This is a genomic window from Streptococcus oralis (assembly GCF_016127915.1).
In the GTDB taxonomy this organism is placed as follows: Bacteria; Bacillota; Bacilli; order Lactobacillales; family Streptococcaceae; genus Streptococcus; species Streptococcus oralis_BO.
On the sequence record NZ_CP066059.1, the window covers coordinates 1,117,780 to 1,134,485 of the forward strand.

The window sequence follows — 16,706 nt, forward strand, 5'->3', positions numbered from 1 at the left end:
ATTTAAATAATTTTCTGTTATTTTAACAAAAAAATGCTATAATTGAAGAGACCATTTCGAAGGAGAAAAAAATGACGAAACCCATTATTTTAACAGGAGATCGCCCAACAGGGAAACTGCATATTGGACATTATGTTGGGAGTCTAAAAAATAGAGTATTACTGCAGGAAGAAGACAAGTATGAGATGTTTGTTTTTTTGGCGGACCAACAAGCATTGACAGATCACGCCAAAGACCCTCAAACGATTGTAGAATCGATTGGGAATGTTGCCTTAGATTACTTGGCAGTTGGATTAGATCCAAGTAAATCAACTATCTTTATTCAAAGCCAGATTCCAGAGTTGGCTGAGCTGTCTATGTACTATATGAATTTGGTGTCACTAGCTCGTTTGGAGCGTAATCCGACAGTAAAAACAGAGATTGCTCAAAAAGGGTTTGGAGAAAGTATTCCGACAGGATTTTTGGTTTATCCGATTGCGCAAGCAGCAGATATTACTGCCTTCAAGGCTAATTATGTTCCTGTTGGTACAGATCAGAAACCAATGATTGAGCAGACTCGCGAGATTGTTCGTTCTTTTAACAACGCATATAACTGTGATGTCTTAGTGGAACCAGAAGGTATTTATCCAGAAAATGAGAGAGCAGGGCGTTTGCCAGGTTTAGATGGAAATGCTAAAATGTCTAAATCCCTTAATAATGGTATTTATCTAGCAGATGATGTGGATACTTTGCGTAAAAAAGTCATGAGCATGTATACTGATCCAGACCACATTCGGGTTGAGGATCCAGGTAAGATTGAAGGAAACATGGTTTTCCATTATCTAGATGTGTTTGGTCGTCCAGAAAATGCTCAAGAAATTGCGGATATGAAAGAACATTATCAACGTGGTGGCCTTGGTGATGTGAAGACGAAACGTTATCTACTTGAAATATTAGAACGGGAACTTGGCCCTATTCGTGAGCGCCGTATCGAATTTGCTAAGGATATGGGAGAAGTGTACAATATGCTTCGAAAAGGGAGTGAGAAAGCGCGTGAGGTTGCAGGGCAAACTCTATCTGAAGTTAAGGGAGCAATGGGACTAAATTATTTTAAATAATAGGTAAAATATGAATCATAAAGCTATCTCCTCCATAGAATCACAGGGATAGTTTTTTTATGATTTCTACCATAAATATAATTGACAAATTTTCATAGAATGGTATGATAGATACAATACAAAAAGAGTCAAGCTCAAAAAGAAAGAAAAGAGGAAACTTCAATGTCTAATTGGGATACTAAATTTTTAAAAAAAGGTTTTACCTTTGATGATGTATTGCTCATTCCAGCAGAAAGTCATGTGTTGCCTAATGATGCAGATTTAACAACAAAATTGGCAGATAATCTGACTTTAAATATCCCAATTATAACAGCCGCCATGGATACAGTCACAGAAAGTCAAATGGCTATTGCCATTGCTCGTGCGGGTGGTCTCGGAGTAATCCATAAAAACATGTCTATTGCGCAACAGGCAGATGAAGTTCGCAAGGTAAAACGTTCTGAAAATGGTGTTATTATTGATCCATTCTTCTTGACTCCAGAACACACGATTGCTGAAGCAGATGAACTGATGGGACGTTACCGTATCAGTGGTGTTCCGGTTGTGGAGACACTTGAAAATCGTAAATTAGTTGGTATTCTAACAAACCGAGATCTTCGCTTTATTTCAGATTACAATCAGCCAATCTCAAACCACATGACCAGTGAAAATCTTGTTACTGCTCCTGTTGGTACGGATCTTGCAACAGCTGAAAATATTCTTCAAGAACACCGTATTGAAAAACTTCCTTTGGTTGATGAAGAAGGTCGCCTTTCTGGCTTGATTACTATTAAAGATATTGAAAAAGTGATTGAATTTCCTAATGCAGCAAAAGATGAGTTTGGTCGTCTTCTAGTTGCTGGAGCGGTGGGTGTCACTTCAGATACATTTGAACGCGCCGAAGCCCTTTTTGAAGCAGGAGCTGACGCAATTGTTATTGATACTGCCCATGGTCACTCTGCTGGTGTTCTACGTAAAATTGCTGAAATTCGTGCTCACTTCCCAGACCGCACTTTGATTGCGGGTAATATTGCGACCGCAGAAGGTGCGCGTGCTCTTTATGATGCGGGTGTAGATGTTGTCAAAGTTGGTATCGGACCAGGTTCTATCTGTACTACTCGTGTAATTGCAGGAGTTGGTGTCCCACAAGTGACAGCAATCTATGATGCAGCAGCAGTTGCGCGTGAATATGGAAAAACAATCATTGCTGATGGTGGAATCAAGTACTCTGGAGATATTGTAAAAGCCCTTGCTGCAGGTGGAAATGCAGTTATGCTTGGATCAATGTTTGCTGGAACAGACGAAGCGCCTGGTGAAACGGAAATCTTCCAAGGACGTAAGTTTAAGACCTACCGTGGTATGGGATCAATCGCTGCAATGAAGAAAGGTTCAAGTGACCGTTACTTCCAAGGTTCTGTCAATGAAGCAAACAAACTTGTTCCAGAAGGAATTGAAGGCCGTGTTGCCTATAAAGGCGTAGCAGCTGATATTGTCTTCCAAATGATTGGTGGTATTCGCTCTGGTATGGGTTACTGTGGTGCAGCTAACCTTAAAGAACTACATGATAATGCTCAATTTATTGAAATGTCTGGGGCTGGTCTAAAAGAAAGCCATCCTCATGATGTACAAATCACTAATGAGGCGCCAAACTACTCTATGTAAGTAGTAAAAAAGAACTCCTGAATTTCAGGAGTTCTTTTGTTTACAAAGTTGTCAATGTTAATTTACAGAAATTTTACCGTTTTGAATATTGAAAATACTAAGGTTTTCTGGCAAGTTTTGTAAGTGGTCTAAACTTGTTGTTGTGATAAAGGTTTGGATAGATTGAGAAATGGTTTCTAGTAATTTTAGTTGCCGTGTATTGTCAAGTTCGCTCATAACATCATCAAGCAGTAGTATCGGAGACTCGTTAGTAATGCTTTCCATTAGTTCAATCTCTGCTAGTTTGATAGAAAGTACAAGACTACGATGTTGACCTTGGCTTCCAAAACTAGCGTCCATACCATTGATATAGAAAGTAATGTCATCTCGATGAGGGCCGACGCCAGTATTCTTTTTGAACAAATCTCTTGATCTACTTTTCTCTAAAGCCATTTTAAAAGAACTTGTTAGCTGTTCTTCATCAGTGAAGTTGACAGATGGTTGATAAGATATTGACAACTCTTCTAATTTATTTGAAATTTCTAAGTGTTTTTTTTGACCAAATTTCTCTAAGTCTTTAATGAATTTTATTCGATGCTTTATAACGCGACATCCATACTCTACTAACTGATCATCTAATACTGACAGAAATGTTTCATCAATATTCTGGCTGGATTTTAGGTAAGTATTTCTTTGCTTGAGTATATGGTTATAGTTTGATAAGTCTGACAAGTAGATTGGTTTAATTTGTCCCAGTTCAATGTCTATAAATTTTCGACGGACAGAAGGTGCTCCCTTAATTAGCTGGAGATCTTCAGGTGCGAAGAGGACAACATTCATATGTCCGATGTAGTCTGATAGGCGAGCTTGTTTTAAGTGATTGACCTTAGTCACACGCCCTTTTGGCGTTAAATCAATTTCTAGAGGGATAGAGCTTGTTTTTTTCTGTAGCAAGCCAGAAAGACGGAGTTGCTCGTCATCAAAATGAATGAGATTTTTATCTGTACGAGTCCGATGACTACGTGTCAAGGCTAAGAAATAGATTGCTTCTAGAATATTGGTTTTTCCTTGTGCATTTTGACCTAGAAAGACGTTTAATTTTGGATTAAAATCAATTTTTGCCTCTTTGTAGTTTCGAAAGGTTTTAATTGTTAAATGTTGGAGCCACATGGTTATCTTCCTGGAAAACGTGGAGCTTGTTTGGTTTTAGGTGATGAAGAAGTTTTTTGTTTTTCTTTCTTGATACCTTTATTCATCTCTTTGACAAGTTTAGCAATTCGCTCTTTCTCAATCTTATCTGCTTGATATTCTTCTTGCTCTTTTAAACTTGGTTGTGTCAAGGTGATGTCAAGCTTTAAATCAGGAATGTCAATCGTATCTCCAACACGAATTTTCTTCCCACGTCTATTTTCTAATTCACCATTAAAGTAAACTTGATGCTCTATTAAAAAGGATTTGATAGCACCACCGCTTTGTATAATTCCAAGCTCTTTTAGGAGGGCTTGGAGCGTAATAAATTCTTCAAATAATTTGTATTCCATAATTCACCTCAATCTTTGGTATTATACCATATTTTCCTTGAAATAGCTGAAGGAAAGTTAGCTGAAATGAAAACGGTTTTACTCTTTAAAGCTATAAAGAGAACAAGAAAAATTTTGATTTTCGTGGTATAATAGAACTCTATATGTAAGGAGGTAAGGTATGGAATTAGTGCCTGGAATTTCAGCACATTTTGTTCAATCCAAAAAGTTTAAAACAAATAAAATCACTATTCGTTTTACTGCTCCCTTATCTCTTGAGACGATAGCAGGACGCATGTTAAGTGCAAGTATGTTGGAGACGGCAAATCAAGTTTACCCAACATCACAAGCATTTCGCAGATACTTGGCAAGTTTATATGGAACAGATATTTCCACAAGTGCTTATCGTAGAGGACAGGCACATATTCTTGACTTAACGTTTACCTATGTGAGGGATGATTTTTTAAGTAAAAAGAATGTCTTGACTTCTCGAATTTTGGAATTAGTAAAACAGACTTTATTTTCCCCCTTAGTTCAAGATGGTGCTTTTGAGCCAGCCTTGTTTGAAATTGAAAGAAAACAGTTATTGGCTAGTTTAGCTACTGATATGGATGATTCATTTTATTTTGCTTATAAGGAGTTGGATAGCTTGTTCTTCCATGATGAGCGTCTTCAATTGAGATACAGTGATTTACGAAATAGCATTTCAAATGAGTCTCCAGAAAGTAGCTACACTTGCTTTCAAGATACTCTGAAGAATGATCGTATTGATTTCTTTTTCTTAGGTGATTTTAATGAAGTAGAAATTGCAGAATCGCTGAAGTCATTACCCTTTACAGCTAGAGAGAATGGCGTCACTATCCAGTACCATCAATCTTATTCAAATGTCCTACGAGAGGGAATGGTTCAGAGGAATGTTGGGCAATCTATTTTGGAATTAGGCTATCATTCTCCTGTAAAATATGGTGATGATGAACATTTGCCCATGCTTGTTATGAATGGTTTGTTGGGTGAATTTGCACATTCGAAACTTTTTACAAACGTTCGTGAAAATGCTGGAATAGCCTACACAGTCTCTAGTCAATTGGATTTGTTTAGTGGTCTGTTAAGGATGTATGCGGGGATTGATAGAGAAAATCGAAATCAGGCTAGAAAAATGATGAATCATCAATTGCTAGATTTGAAAAAGGGTAACTTTACAGATTTTGAACTTGAACAAACCAAGGAGATGATTCGACGATCTTTGTTGATGGCTCAAGATAATCAACAGACCCTATTTGAAAGAGTCTATTTGAATGCTCTATTGGGGAAATCAAGCTTTGACATTGATCGATTGGTGGCAAAATTAGAGAATGTTGATAAAGAAGCTGTATGTAAAGTTGCCAATGGTTTGAAGTTACAAGCGATTTACTTTATGGAAGGAGTAGAATGACAAAGGTTACTTTTGAAGAAAAATACTATCCTGCTGTAAAGGAAACAGTCTACAAAGCACAATTATCAAATTTATTGACAGTTTCTTTACTCCCTAAACAAGATTTCAATGAGGTTTATGGGATTGTAACGGTTCAATTTGGTTCTGTAGATGCAACTTATACAAGCCTGGACAAAGGTTTACGTCATCATCCAGCAGGAATTGCACATTTTCTTGAACATAAATTGTTTGAAAGAGAAAATTCTGAGGATATAATGGCTGCGTTTACTCGATTAGGTGCGGACAGTAATGCCTTTACAAGCTTTACTAAGACCAGCTATCTTTTTTCAACAATTGACCATCTATTAGAGAATTTAGATTTGCTAGATGAGTTAGTCGGAGATGTTCATTTTACAGAAGAGTCTGTTTTGAGGGAACAGGCTATTATCCAGCAAGAACGAGAAATGTACCAAGATGATCCAGACTCACGTTTGTTTTTTGCAACATTAGCCAACCTTTATCCTGATACTCCTTTAGCAACAGATATTGTTGGAAGTGAAAAATCAATTGCTGAGATTCAAGTTTCAAATTTAAAAGAGAACTTTACAGACTTTTACAAACCTGTCAACATGTCACTGTTTTTAGTTGGAAATATTGATGTGGAAGTTGTTGAGGAATACTTTTCGAAAAAGGAAAAGGAAGTTTCAAACCAGTTTATGGTTTCAAAAGAGCAACTCCTTTTGCAGCCTGTGAAGCAAACAGATAGTTTTCGGATGGAAGTTTCTTCACCCAAACTTGCTGTTGCGATTAGAGGTAATGGGCAAATAACAGAAGCTGAGTCTTATCGTTACAATATTTTATTGAAATTACTATTTACGATGATGTTTGGTTGGACTTCTGATCGTTTTCAAAGGTTATATGAGACTGGGAAGTTAGATGCGTCATTGTCACTTGAGGTTGAAGTCAACAGTCGCTTTCATTTTGTGATATTGACAATGGACACCAAAGAGCCTGTTTCTCTGTCGCATCAATTTCGTAAAGCGATTCGTCAGTTTAGTAGTGATGCGGATATTACCGAGGAACATTTAGATCTTGTTAAGAGTGAGATGTTTGGGGAGTTTTTCAGCAGTATGAACTCCCTGGAGTTTATTGCAACTCAATACGATCCGATGGATTGCGGAGAAACAATTTTTGATTTTCCGAAAATTTTACAGGAAATTACTTTGGAGGATGTTCTAGAAGCTGGACATCGTTTGATTGATAATGGTGATCTAGTTGATTTTACAATCTTTCCAGCTTAAAAGATGACTAATACTAGAAAGAAGGAATGGTACGTATGAGAAAAAAAACAATTGGCGAGGTTCTGCGTTTAGCTAGAATTAACCAGGGGTTGAGTTTAGAAGAATTGCAGGAAAAAACTGAAATTCAGTTGCATTTTCTAGAAGCCATGGAGGCGGATGATTTCGATTTACTTCCTAGTACCTTCTACGCTCGTTCTTTTTTAAGAAAATATGCCTGGGCAGTAGAGTTGGATGAAGGAATTGTTTTGGATGCCTACGATTCAGGCAGTATGATTACCTACGAAGAGGTAGATGTCGATGAAGAAGACTTGTCTGGTCGCAGACGATCAAATAAGAAAAAAACGTCTTATCTCCCTTTATTTTATTTTGTGCTATTTGCTTTATCAATTTTAATTTTTGTGACTTACTATGTTTGGAATTACATCCAAACTCAGCCAAGTCCTTCTTCTGCTAATTATAGTGTTGTGAACTCGACTAGTTCAACAACCTCATCTAGTTCATCTTCTAGTAGTCAGACGTCTAGCTCGTCTTCTACTACGGAATCAACTATTACAGTATCAGGTGAAGGAAACCGCATTGAAGCTCGGTATAAAACGAGTAAGGAAACTGCTACTGTTCAACTAGCAGTTTCAGATACAACTAGTTGGGTTAGTGTTTCAGGAAGTGAGCTGGAGGGTGGTGTGACACTATCCGCAGACAATAAGAATGCAAAAACAACAGTTTCAACTATGAATCCCGTTACTATTACTTTAGGTGTAGTGAAGGGAGTTACTGTGACTGTGGACAATCAAACGATTGATACTTCGAAGCTGACAACTCAGACTGGAACTGTAACACTTACATTTACTACAGATTAAGGAAAAATCAATGAAAAAAGAACAAATTCCTAATGTATTAACTATTGGTAGAATTCTCTTTATACCTCTCTTTATTCTTATTTTGACTTTGGGCCATTCACAAGGAAGTCATTTGCTGGCAGCGATCATCTTTGCAGTTGCTAGTATAACGGATTATCTTGATGGCTACCTTGCTCGTAAATGGAATGTAGTCAGCAACTTTGGAAAGTTTGCTGATCCGATGGCCGATAAGCTGTTGGTTATGTCAGCTTTTATCATGTTGATTGAGTTAGGTATGGCTCCAGCTTGGGTTGTTGCTATTATCATCTGTCGTGAACTTGCGGTGACAGGCTTGCGTTTGTTGCTTATTGAGACGGGAGGGACAGTTCTAGCAGCAGCGATGCCTGGGAAAATCAAGACCTTTAGTCAAATGTTTGCCATTATCTTTTTGCTCTTACATTGGAATTTAATTGGTCAGCTGTTGCTTTATATAGCTTTGTTTTTCACTATCTACTCTGGCTATGATTATTTCAAGGGTAGCGCTCATCTATTCAAAGGGACATTTGGTTCGAAATGAAATCGATTATTGAAGTAAAAGATCTGTCTTTTCGTTACAAGGAATATCAGGATCAATATGATGTTAATAATGTCTCGTTTCACGTGAAACGGGGAGAATGGCTTTCGATTGTAGGTCATAATGGGAGTGGAAAATCGACAACTATCCGTTTGATTGATGGCTTGCTTGAAGCAGAGTCTGGGGAAATCTGGATTGATGGGCAATTGCTGTCCTCTGAGAATGTTTGGGACTTACGCCGTCAAATTGGTATGGTTTTTCAAAATCCAGATAACCAATTTGTGGGGGCAACTGTTGAAGATGATGTCGCCTTTGGATTAGAAAATCAGGGACTTCCTCGTGAAGAAATGAAGAAGAGAGTGGCTGAATCTTTGGGGTTGGTAGGTATGCTGGACTTTAAGAAGAGAGAACCAGCTCGTTTATCTGGTGGACAAAAACAGCGGGTGGCTATTGCGGGAGTTGTTGCCTTGAGGCCAGCTATTTTGATTTTGGACGAGGCTACAAGTATGTTGGATCCTGAGGGACGCAGAGAACTGATTCAGACAGTTCAAGAGATTCGAAAAGACCACCAGATGACAGTCGTCTCCATTACACATGATTTAGAGGAAGTTGCGATGAGTGACCGTGTCTTGGTCATGAAAAAAGGCCAAGTGGAGTCAACTAGCAGCCCCAGAGAACTTTTTTCTCGGGATGACCTTGACCAGATAGGGTTAGATGAGCCTTTTACTAATCAATTGAGAGAATCTTTGAGAGAGACTGGTTATCAGTTGCCAGATGGCTATTTGACAGAAGGAGAGCTAGAGGACAAGTTATGGGAATTACTCTAGAAAATGTGAGCTTTACCTATCAAGAGGGGACTCCCCTATCTTCATCAGCCTTGACTGATGTTTCTTTGACGATTGAGGATGGCTCCTATACAGCTTTAGTAGGGCACACAGGTAGTGGGAAATCAACGATTTTACAGCTTTTAAATGGCCTATTGGTACCAAGTAAGGGTTCTGTTCGAGTTTTCGATACCGTCATTACTCCTACATCAACCAATAAAGAAATTCGCCAGATTCGAAAGCAGGTTGGTCTAGTGTTTCAATTTGCTGAAAATCAGATTTTCGAAGAGACTGTTTTGAAAGATGTTGCATTTGGACCGCAAAATTTTGGAGTTTCTGAGGAAGAGGCCAAGAAAATTGCGCGTGAAAAGTTAGCCTTGGTAGGCATCGATGAGTCACTCTTTGAGCGCAGTCCTTTTGAACTTTCTGGTGGTCAAATGAGACGTGTGGCTATAGCAGGTATGCTAGCGATGGAGCCAACTGTCTTAGTTTTAGATGAGCCGACAGCAGGACTTGATCCTTTGGGCAGAAAAGAATTGATGACTTTGTTTAAAGAACTCCACCTTTCTGGAATGACAATCGTTCTGGTAACGCATTTGATGGATGATGTAGCTGCATATGCTGATCAGGTCTATGTTATGGAAAAGGGGCGTTTGGTCAAAAGTGGCAAACCGTGCGAAGTTTTCCAAGATGTAGCCTCTATGGAAAAAGTACAGTTAGGTGTGCCTAAAATCACAGCCTTTTGTAAACGTTTGGCAGATAGAGGTGTAGCTTTTAAAAAACTGCCAATCAAGATAGAGGAGTTTAAGGAGTCGCTAAATGGATAGTATGATTTTAGGGCGTTATATACCGGGGGATTCCATCATTCATCGCTTGGATCCACGTAGTAAATTGCTTGCTATGATCTTGCTGATTTTGATTGTATTTTGGGCCAATAATCCTCTCACCAATCTCATTCTGTTTGTAGCGACAGGTATATTTATCGCTTTGTCAGGCGTTTCCCTCTCATTTTTCATTCAGGGATTAAAGTCCATGTTCTTCCTGATTGCTTTTACGACTCTATTTCAACTTTTTTTCATTTCAAGTGGAAATGTCTTATTTGAGTTTTCTTTTATAAGAATAACGGATTATGCTTTGCAACAAGCAGGAATTATTTTCTGTCGTTTTGTGTTGATTATTTTCTTTTCAACTTTGCTAACCTTAACGACCATGCCTTTGAGTCTGGCAGCTGCAGTTGAAGCTCTTTTAGCACCGCTGAAACGCGTGAAAGTTCCCGTTCATGAAATTGGTCTGATGTTATCAATGAGTTTGCGTTTTGTTCCAACATTGATGGATGACACAACGCGAATTATGAATGCTCAAAAAGCCCGTGGAGTTGACTTTGGCGAAGGTAGCATCGTTCAAAAAGTAAAAGCTATGATTCCGATTTTAATTCCTCTTTTTGCGACGAGCTTAAAGCGTGCAGATTCATTGGCAATAGCCATGGAAGCACGTGGTTATCAGGGAGGAAAGGGTAGAAGTCAGTATAGACAGTTGAGATGGAGTCAAAAGGATACACTGGCAATTCTTGTGATTTTGGTACTGGGATGTTTCTTATTTTTCTTAAAATCTTAGCAGGTTTGTAGGATTGATAAGAAGCTCACAGTAGCAGGTTTTTAGTATAAAGGTAGGAATATGAACCGTTTTAAAAAATCAAAATATATAATCATCGTTTTTGTCACAGTTCTGGCAGTTTCTGTTCTATTAGTGACAACCTATTCAAGCGCTATTGTGACGAAACTAGGAGATGGGATTTCCTTAGTAGATAGAATTGTTCAAAAACCCTTTCAGTGGTTTGATACTTTCAAATCGGATTTGGGGCATTTGACGCAGACCTACAATGAAAACGAAAGTCTAAAGAAACAGCTCTATCAACTAGAGGTGGAGTCTAATCAATCAGAAAGTTTAAAAAATGAAAATGAACAATTACGTCAGTTGCTGGATATGAAGTCAAAATTGCAGGCTACAAAAACCATTGCAGCAGATGTGATTATGCGAGCTCCAGTATCTTGGAAACAAGAGTTAACAATTGATGCGGGAAGTTCAAAAGGAGCTTCTGAAAATATGTTGGCCATTGCAAACGGGGGTTTGATTGGTAGTGTTTCAAAGGTGGAGGATCATTCAACAACGATTAACCTATTGACAAACACCGAAAATTCAGACAAAATTTCCGTTAAAATCCTGCATGGTTCTACTGAAATTTACGGAATAATTGTTGGTTATGACAAGGAGTCAGAACTGCTTAAAATTAGCCAATTAAATAGTAACAGTGACATTAGCGCAGGAGACAAGGTGACTACAGGGGGGCTCGGAAACTTTAATGTTAAGGATATTCCTGTTGGAGAGGTTGTTGCTACAACACACAGCAGTGATTATCTAACAAAGGAAGTAACAGTAAAGTTAAGTGCTGACACCAAAAATCTTCATGTGGTTGAGTTAGTGGGGAATTAGCAATGAGACTGTTAAAACAAATTGGTATTTTCTTTTTACTCCCTTTTGTTGTATTAATTGATGCACATATTGGACAATTAGCGGGATCCTTCTTCCCTCACTTTCATTTAGTAAGTCATTTTCTGTTTTTATTTCTCTTGTTTGAGACAATTGAGGTTTCAGAATATCTCTATCTAGCTTATTGCGGTATAGTGGGTTTAGTGTACGATATCTATTTTTTCCACTTGATAGGAATTGCAACACTTCTATTTATCTTGATAGGAGCTTCGCTCCATAAATTTAATAGTGTAATTTTGCTAAACCGTTGGACAAGAATGTTAACAATAGTTGTGATGAGTTTCCTATTTGATATGGGGAGTTATCTCCTTGCCCTTGCTATGGGATTGACAGTAGAATCGATGCCAGTTTTTATTGTCTACAGCCTTGTCCCATCAATGATTTTAAACTTTTTATGGATGCTTATTTTCCAATATATTTTTGAAAAATGTTATCTATAAGAAAGAAATAAAAATGTAACAAAGGCGTAATATTTATTATGTCTTTTTTTGGTATACTAGTAATGTCTTAAATAGAAGGAGTATCTACACAATATGAAGAAAAAAATCTTAGCGTCACTTTTATTAAGTACAGTATTAGTGTCTCAAGCGGCAGTATTGACAACTGTCCACGCTGAAACAACTGATGAAAAGATTGCTGCTCAAGATAGTAAGATTAGTAATTTGACATCTCAACAAAAAGAAGCTCAAAAACAAGTAGATGAAATCCAAACGCAAGTTACAGCTATCCAAACTCAACAAACGAACTTGGAAGCTGAGAATGAAACTCTACAAGCTGAATCTAAAAAACTTGAAGGAGAAATTACAGAGCTCTCTAAGAACATTGTTGCTCGTAATGAATCTTTGGAAAAACAAGCACGTAGCGCACAAACTAACGGTGCAGCAACTAGCTACATCAATACAATTGTAAACTCAAAATCAATTACGGAAGCTATTTCACGTGTTGCAGCCATGAGCGAGATCGTATCAGCTAACAACAAAATGTTGGAACAACAGAAAGCTGATAAGAAATCTATCGCTGAAAAACAGGTTGCAAATAATGAAGCAATCAACACTGTAATTGCGAACCAACAAACGCTTGCTGACGATGCACAAGCATTGACGACAAAACAAGCAGAGTTGAAAGTTGCTGAGTTAAACCTTGCAGCAGAGAAAGCTACTGCAGAAAGCGACAAAGCTACTTTGTTGGAACAAAAAGCAGCAGCAGAGGCAGAAGCAAAAGCAGCAGCTGAAGCAGAAGCGGCTTATAAAGCACGTCAAACAAGCCAACAACAATCAGTTGTTGCTTCTGGAAATACAACACTTTCAGATCAAGTGCAAGCAACTTCAAGCTCTTCATCAGATGATGATTCAAGCTACACTCCGGCACCTGCACCAACTCCAACAAGACAGCGTCCAACATACAGTACAAATGCTTCAAGTTATCCAACTGGAGAATGTACTTGGGGAGCTAAAACATTAGCACCTTGGGCTGGAGATTACTGGGGTAACGGAGCGCAGTGGGCTACAAGTGCAGCAGCTGCAGGATTCCGTACTGGATCAACTCCACAAGTTGGTGCGATTGCATGTTGGAATGACGGTGGATATGGACACGTAGCGGTTGTTACAGCGGTTTCATCATCAACTAGCATTCAAGTATCAGAATCAAACTATGGTGGAGATCGTACAATCGGTAACAAGCGTGGATGGTTCAACCCAACTACAACTTCTGAAGGTTACGTAACATATATCTATCCAAACTAATGAATGAAACGAAGAGGCTCGATTCGAGTCTCTTTTATTATTTTTTATCGAAAGCAAGGCCGAAATCTATCAAAACTACTTGAAAATATGGCTAAAATGTGATAAAATGAAACTTGTCGTGTAAACGATAATACTCATTCTTGATGAATTGTGAAACTGTTGCCCTCGGGTCGTTTTGCAAGTTGAAGTCGAGGAGAGGAAAAAAACAAAAAGGAGAAATACTCATGGCAGTAATTTCAATGAAACAACTTCTTGAGGCTGGTGTACACTTTGGTCACCAAACTCGTCGCTGGAACCCTAAGATGGCTAAGTACATCTTCACTGAGCGTAACGGAATCCACGTTATCGACTTGCAACAAACTGTAAAATACGCTGACCAAGCATACGACTTTATGCGTGATGCAGCAGCTAACGATGCAGTTGTATTGTTTGTTGGTACTAAAAAACAAGCTGCTGACGCTGTTAAAGAAGAAGCAGAACGTTCAGGTCAATACTACATCAACCACCGTTGGTTGGGTGGAACTCTTACTAACTGGGGAACTATCCAAAAACGTATTGCTCGTTTGAAAGAAATCAAACGTATGGAAGAAGAAGGAATCTTCGACGTTCTTCCTAAGAAAGAAGTTGCACTTCTTAACAAACAACGTGCACGTCTTGAAAAATTCTTGGGTGGTATCGAAGACATGCCTCGTATCCCTGATGTAATGTACGTAGTTGACCCACATAAAGAACAAATCGCTGTTAAAGAAGCTAAAAAATTGGGTATCCCAGTTGTAGCGATGGTTGACACAAACACTGATCCAGACGATATCGATGTAATCATCCCAGCTAACGATGACGCTATCCGCGCTGTTAAATTGATCACAGCTAAATTGGCTGACGCTATCATCGAAGGACGTCAAGGTGAGGACGCAACAGCAGTTGAAGCTGAATTTGCAGCTTCAGAAGCTCAAGCTGACTCAATCGAAGAAATCGTTGAAGTTGTAGAAGGCGACAACGCTTAATTCATATAAATAGTAATTACCTAGGAGGGCGGGGCCTAGCCCAGCTCTCCTATTTTTAAAAAATATAGGAGAATCAAAATGGCAGAAATTACAGCTAAACTTGTAAAAGAGTTGCGTGAAAAATCTGGTGCCGGTGTTATGGACGCTAAAAAAGCGCTTGTAGAAACAGATGGTGATATCGAAAAAGCGATCGAATTGCTTCGCGAAAAAGGTATGGCGAAGGCAGCTAAGAAAGCTGACCGTGTTGCTGCAGAAGGTTTGACTGGTGTATTTGTTAACGGTAACGTTGCAGCAGTAGTTGAAGTAAATGCTGAAACTGACTTCGTTGCGAAAAACGCTCAATTCGTTGACTTGGTAAACGCAACAGCTAAAGTAATTGCTGAAGGAAAACCAGCGAACAACGAAGAGGCTCTTGCTTTGACAATGCCTTCAGGTGAAACTCTTGAAGCTGCATATGTATCTGCAACAGCTACAATCGGTGAAAAAATCTCATTCCGTCGTTTTGCTTTGCTTGAAAAAACAGATGCACAACACTTCGGAGCATACCAACACAATGGTGGACGTATCGGTGTTATCTCAGTTATCGAAGGTGGAGACGAAGCGCTTGCTAAACAAATCTCAATGCACATTGCTGCGATGAAACCAACAGTTCTTTCTTACAAAGAATTGGATGAGCAATTCGTTAAAGATGAGTTGGCACAATTGAACCACGTAATCGACCAAGATAACGAAAGCCGTGCAATGGTTGGTAAACCAGCTCTTCCACACTTGAAGTATGGATCAAAAGCACAATTGTCTGATGAAGTGATTGCTCAAGCTGAAGCTGACATCAAAGCTGAGTTGGCTGCAGAAGGCAAACCAGAAAAAATCTGGGACAAAATCATCCCAGGTAAAATGGACCGCTTCATGCTTGACAACACTAAAGTTGACCAAGCATACACACTTCTTGCACAAGTATACATCATGGATGACAGCAAGACAGTTGAAGCTTACCTTGAATCAGTAAATGCTTCAGTAGTTGAGTTCGCTCGCTTTGAAGTTGGTGAAGGTATCGAGAAAGCTGCAAACGACTTTGAAGCAGAAGTTGCAGCTACAATGGCAGCAGCCTTGAATAACTAATAGAAAAGGAAGCAATTTGCTTCCTTTTTCTTTTGGTCTAGAGAGTAGGCTCTGTATGAGTAAACAAAAAGCCCTTTAATAAGGGCTAAGTGTATTTAGGAGGCTACACTTCAAATTCATAGAGTGCTGTAGACAAATAACGTTCGCCGTTATCTGGTGCTAAAGCAAGGACTTTCTTACCTGTACCTAATTTCTTGGCAACCTCAATTGCCCCGTAAATCGCTGCAGCTGAAGAAATCCCAACAAGGAATCCTTCTTTTCCACCAATTTCACGGCCAAGCGCTAGAGCATCATCTGACGTTACGCGGACGATACCATCATAGGCTTTTGTATCAAGTGTTTCAGGAATAAATCCAGCTGAGATGCCTTGAATTTTGTGAGGTCCTGGTTTTTCACCAGACAAGATAGCTGACTCGTCTGCCTCAACTGCATAAACTTGAATGTTTGAATTTGCTGCTTTAAGAGCGTGAGAAACACCTGAGATCGTTCCACCGGTGCCAACACCACCTACAAAAGCATCTAGTCCATCAGAACCGAAAGCAGCCAGTATTTCAGCTCCTGTTGTTCTTTCGTGCACTTCTGGATTAGCTGGATTATTAAATTGGAGTGGAAGGAAGCCGTCACGTTCAGCAGCGATTTCTTGAGCTTTGGCAATGGCCCCTTTCATTCCTTCGCTACCAGGAGTGAGGACAAGTTCAGCACCATAGGCTTGTATAATCTTACGTCGTTCCACGCTCATTGTTTCAGGCATGACGATAACAACTTTATATCCTTTAGCGGCACCAACCCATGAAAGACCGATACCAGTGTTTCCACTTGTTGCTTCAACAATGGTAGCACCCGGTTTTAGAATACCATCTTGTTCCGCTTTTTCAATCATGCTAAGGGCAATGCGGTCTTTTACTGACGATCCAGGGTTAAAAGCTTCTAGTTTAACATAGACGTCTGCAGCACCCTCTGGAACAATGTTGTTGAGTTTAACAATCGGTGTTCGTCCAATAAGTTCAGTGATATTGTTATAAATAGCCATAGATATACCTCTTTGTATAAGATGATACTAGTATAACGCGCTCAAGGCTATTTGTAAAATATAGAAATCCTATCAAAGTGA

At 39.0% G+C, this 16,706-nt stretch carries 17 protein-coding genes; 14 read left to right on the forward strand and 3 right to left on the reverse strand.

Features of this window, described 5'->3' with window-relative positions:
- Window positions 1–71 precede the first annotated feature (71 nt).
- Both trpS and guaB read left to right on the forward strand, forming a co-directional pair.
- Entirely contained in the window at window positions 72–1,097 is a 1,026-nt protein-coding gene (gene trpS, locus I6H78_RS05435) for a tryptophan--tRNA ligase (protein WP_198459033.1), read from the forward strand.
- Window positions 1,098–1,259: 162 nt separating this feature from the next.
- On the forward strand, window positions 1,260–2,738 hold the full coding sequence (guaB, locus tag I6H78_RS05440; RefSeq protein WP_198459034.1) for an IMP dehydrogenase: 1,479 nt from the start codon (window positions 1,260–1,262) through the stop codon (window positions 2,736–2,738).
- A gap of 57 nt (window positions 2,739–2,795) precedes the next feature.
- On the opposite strand, the gene recF is transcribed toward guaB, so the two are convergent.
- Window positions 2,796–3,887 carry a DNA replication/repair protein RecF gene (recF, locus tag I6H78_RS05445; protein WP_198459035.1) on the reverse strand — a complete coding sequence of 364 codons (1,092 nt, stop codon included), beginning with the start codon at window positions 3,885–3,887 and terminating at the stop codon, window positions 2,796–2,798.
- A 2-nt stretch (window positions 3,888–3,889) separates the two neighbouring features.
- The gene (yaaA, locus tag I6H78_RS05450) at window positions 3,890–4,258 is read right to left on the reverse strand and encodes a S4 domain-containing protein YaaA (protein WP_198459036.1); all 369 of its coding nucleotides are present in this window, start codon (window positions 4,256–4,258) and stop codon (window positions 3,890–3,892) included.
- 160 nt (window positions 4,259–4,418) lie between these two features.
- Here yaaA and yfmF point away from each other — a divergent pair, with 160 nt between their 5' ends.
- The 12 genes from yfmF to tsf all read left to right on the forward strand — a co-directional run bounded on the left by yfmF (window position 4,419) and on the right by tsf (window position 15,595).
- Window positions 4,419–5,669 carry an EF-P 5-aminopentanol modification-associated protein YfmF gene (gene yfmF, locus I6H78_RS05455; protein WP_198459037.1) on the forward strand — a complete coding sequence of 417 codons (1,251 nt, stop codon included), beginning with the start codon at window positions 4,419–4,421 and terminating at the stop codon, window positions 5,667–5,669.
- Window positions 5,666–6,949 (forward strand): EF-P 5-aminopentanol modification-associated protein YfmH, encoded by a 1,284-nt coding sequence (gene yfmH / locus I6H78_RS05460; protein ID WP_198459038.1) that lies wholly within the window; start codon window positions 5,666–5,668, stop codon window positions 6,947–6,949. Before yfmF ends, yfmH begins: the two co-directional genes overlap by 4 nt.
- Window positions 6,950–6,984: 35 nt before the next feature.
- Entirely contained in the window at window positions 6,985–7,806 is an 822-nt protein-coding gene (rodZ, locus tag I6H78_RS05465) for a cytoskeleton protein RodZ (protein ID WP_198459039.1), read from the forward strand.
- Between the two features lie 10 nt (window positions 7,807–7,816).
- Entirely contained in the window at window positions 7,817–8,362 is a 546-nt protein-coding gene (gene pgsA / locus I6H78_RS05470; RefSeq protein WP_198459040.1) for a CDP-diacylglycerol--glycerol-3-phosphate 3-phosphatidyltransferase, read from the forward strand.
- A complete protein-coding gene (locus I6H78_RS05475) occupies window positions 8,359–9,186 on the forward strand; it encodes an energy-coupling factor ABC transporter ATP-binding protein (RefSeq protein ID WP_198459041.1) in 828 nt (275 codons plus the stop codon). The genes pgsA and I6H78_RS05475 overlap by 4 nt, the downstream gene beginning before the upstream one ends.
- Window positions 9,171–10,010, forward strand: a complete 840-nt coding sequence (locus I6H78_RS05480; RefSeq protein ID WP_198459042.1) for an energy-coupling factor transporter ATPase — start codon at window positions 9,171–9,173, stop codon at window positions 10,008–10,010. Before I6H78_RS05475 ends, I6H78_RS05480 begins: the two co-directional genes overlap by 16 nt.
- Window positions 10,003–10,797 (forward strand): energy-coupling factor transporter transmembrane component T family protein, encoded by a 795-nt coding sequence (locus tag I6H78_RS05485; RefSeq protein ID WP_198459043.1) that lies wholly within the window; start codon window positions 10,003–10,005, stop codon window positions 10,795–10,797. The genes I6H78_RS05480 and I6H78_RS05485 overlap by 8 nt, the downstream gene beginning before the upstream one ends.
- Before the next feature lie 60 nt (window positions 10,798–10,857).
- Complete coding sequence (mreC, locus tag I6H78_RS05490) at window positions 10,858–11,673, forward strand: rod shape-determining protein MreC (RefSeq protein WP_001078961.1); 816 nt, start codon at window positions 10,858–10,860, stop codon at window positions 11,671–11,673.
- Window positions 11,674–11,675: 2 nt separating this feature from the next.
- A complete protein-coding gene (gene mreD, locus I6H78_RS05495; protein ID WP_198459044.1) occupies window positions 11,676–12,170 on the forward strand; it encodes a rod shape-determining protein MreD in 495 nt (164 codons plus the stop codon).
- Between the two features lie 93 nt (window positions 12,171–12,263).
- Window positions 12,264–13,472, forward strand: coding sequence for a peptidoglycan hydrolase PcsB (pcsB, locus tag I6H78_RS05500; RefSeq protein ID WP_000726991.1), 1,209 nt, complete (start codon window positions 12,264–12,266; stop codon window positions 13,470–13,472).
- Window positions 13,473–13,696: 224 nt separating this feature from the next.
- The gene (gene rpsB, locus I6H78_RS05505; protein ID WP_000268477.1) at window positions 13,697–14,476 is read left to right on the forward strand and encodes a 30S ribosomal protein S2; all 780 of its coding nucleotides are present in this window, start codon (window positions 13,697–13,699) and stop codon (window positions 14,474–14,476) included.
- A gap of 78 nt (window positions 14,477–14,554) precedes the next feature.
- Complete coding sequence (tsf, locus tag I6H78_RS05510; protein WP_000808056.1) at window positions 14,555–15,595, forward strand: translation elongation factor Ts; 1,041 nt, start codon at window positions 14,555–14,557, stop codon at window positions 15,593–15,595.
- Window positions 15,596–15,698: 103 nt separating this feature from the next.
- Here the strand turns inward: tsf and cysK are convergent, their stop codons facing one another.
- Complete coding sequence (gene cysK / locus I6H78_RS05515) at window positions 15,699–16,625, reverse strand: cysteine synthase A (RefSeq protein WP_061853334.1); 927 nt, start codon at window positions 16,623–16,625, stop codon at window positions 15,699–15,701.
- Between the last annotated feature and the right edge of the window lie 81 nt (window positions 16,626–16,706).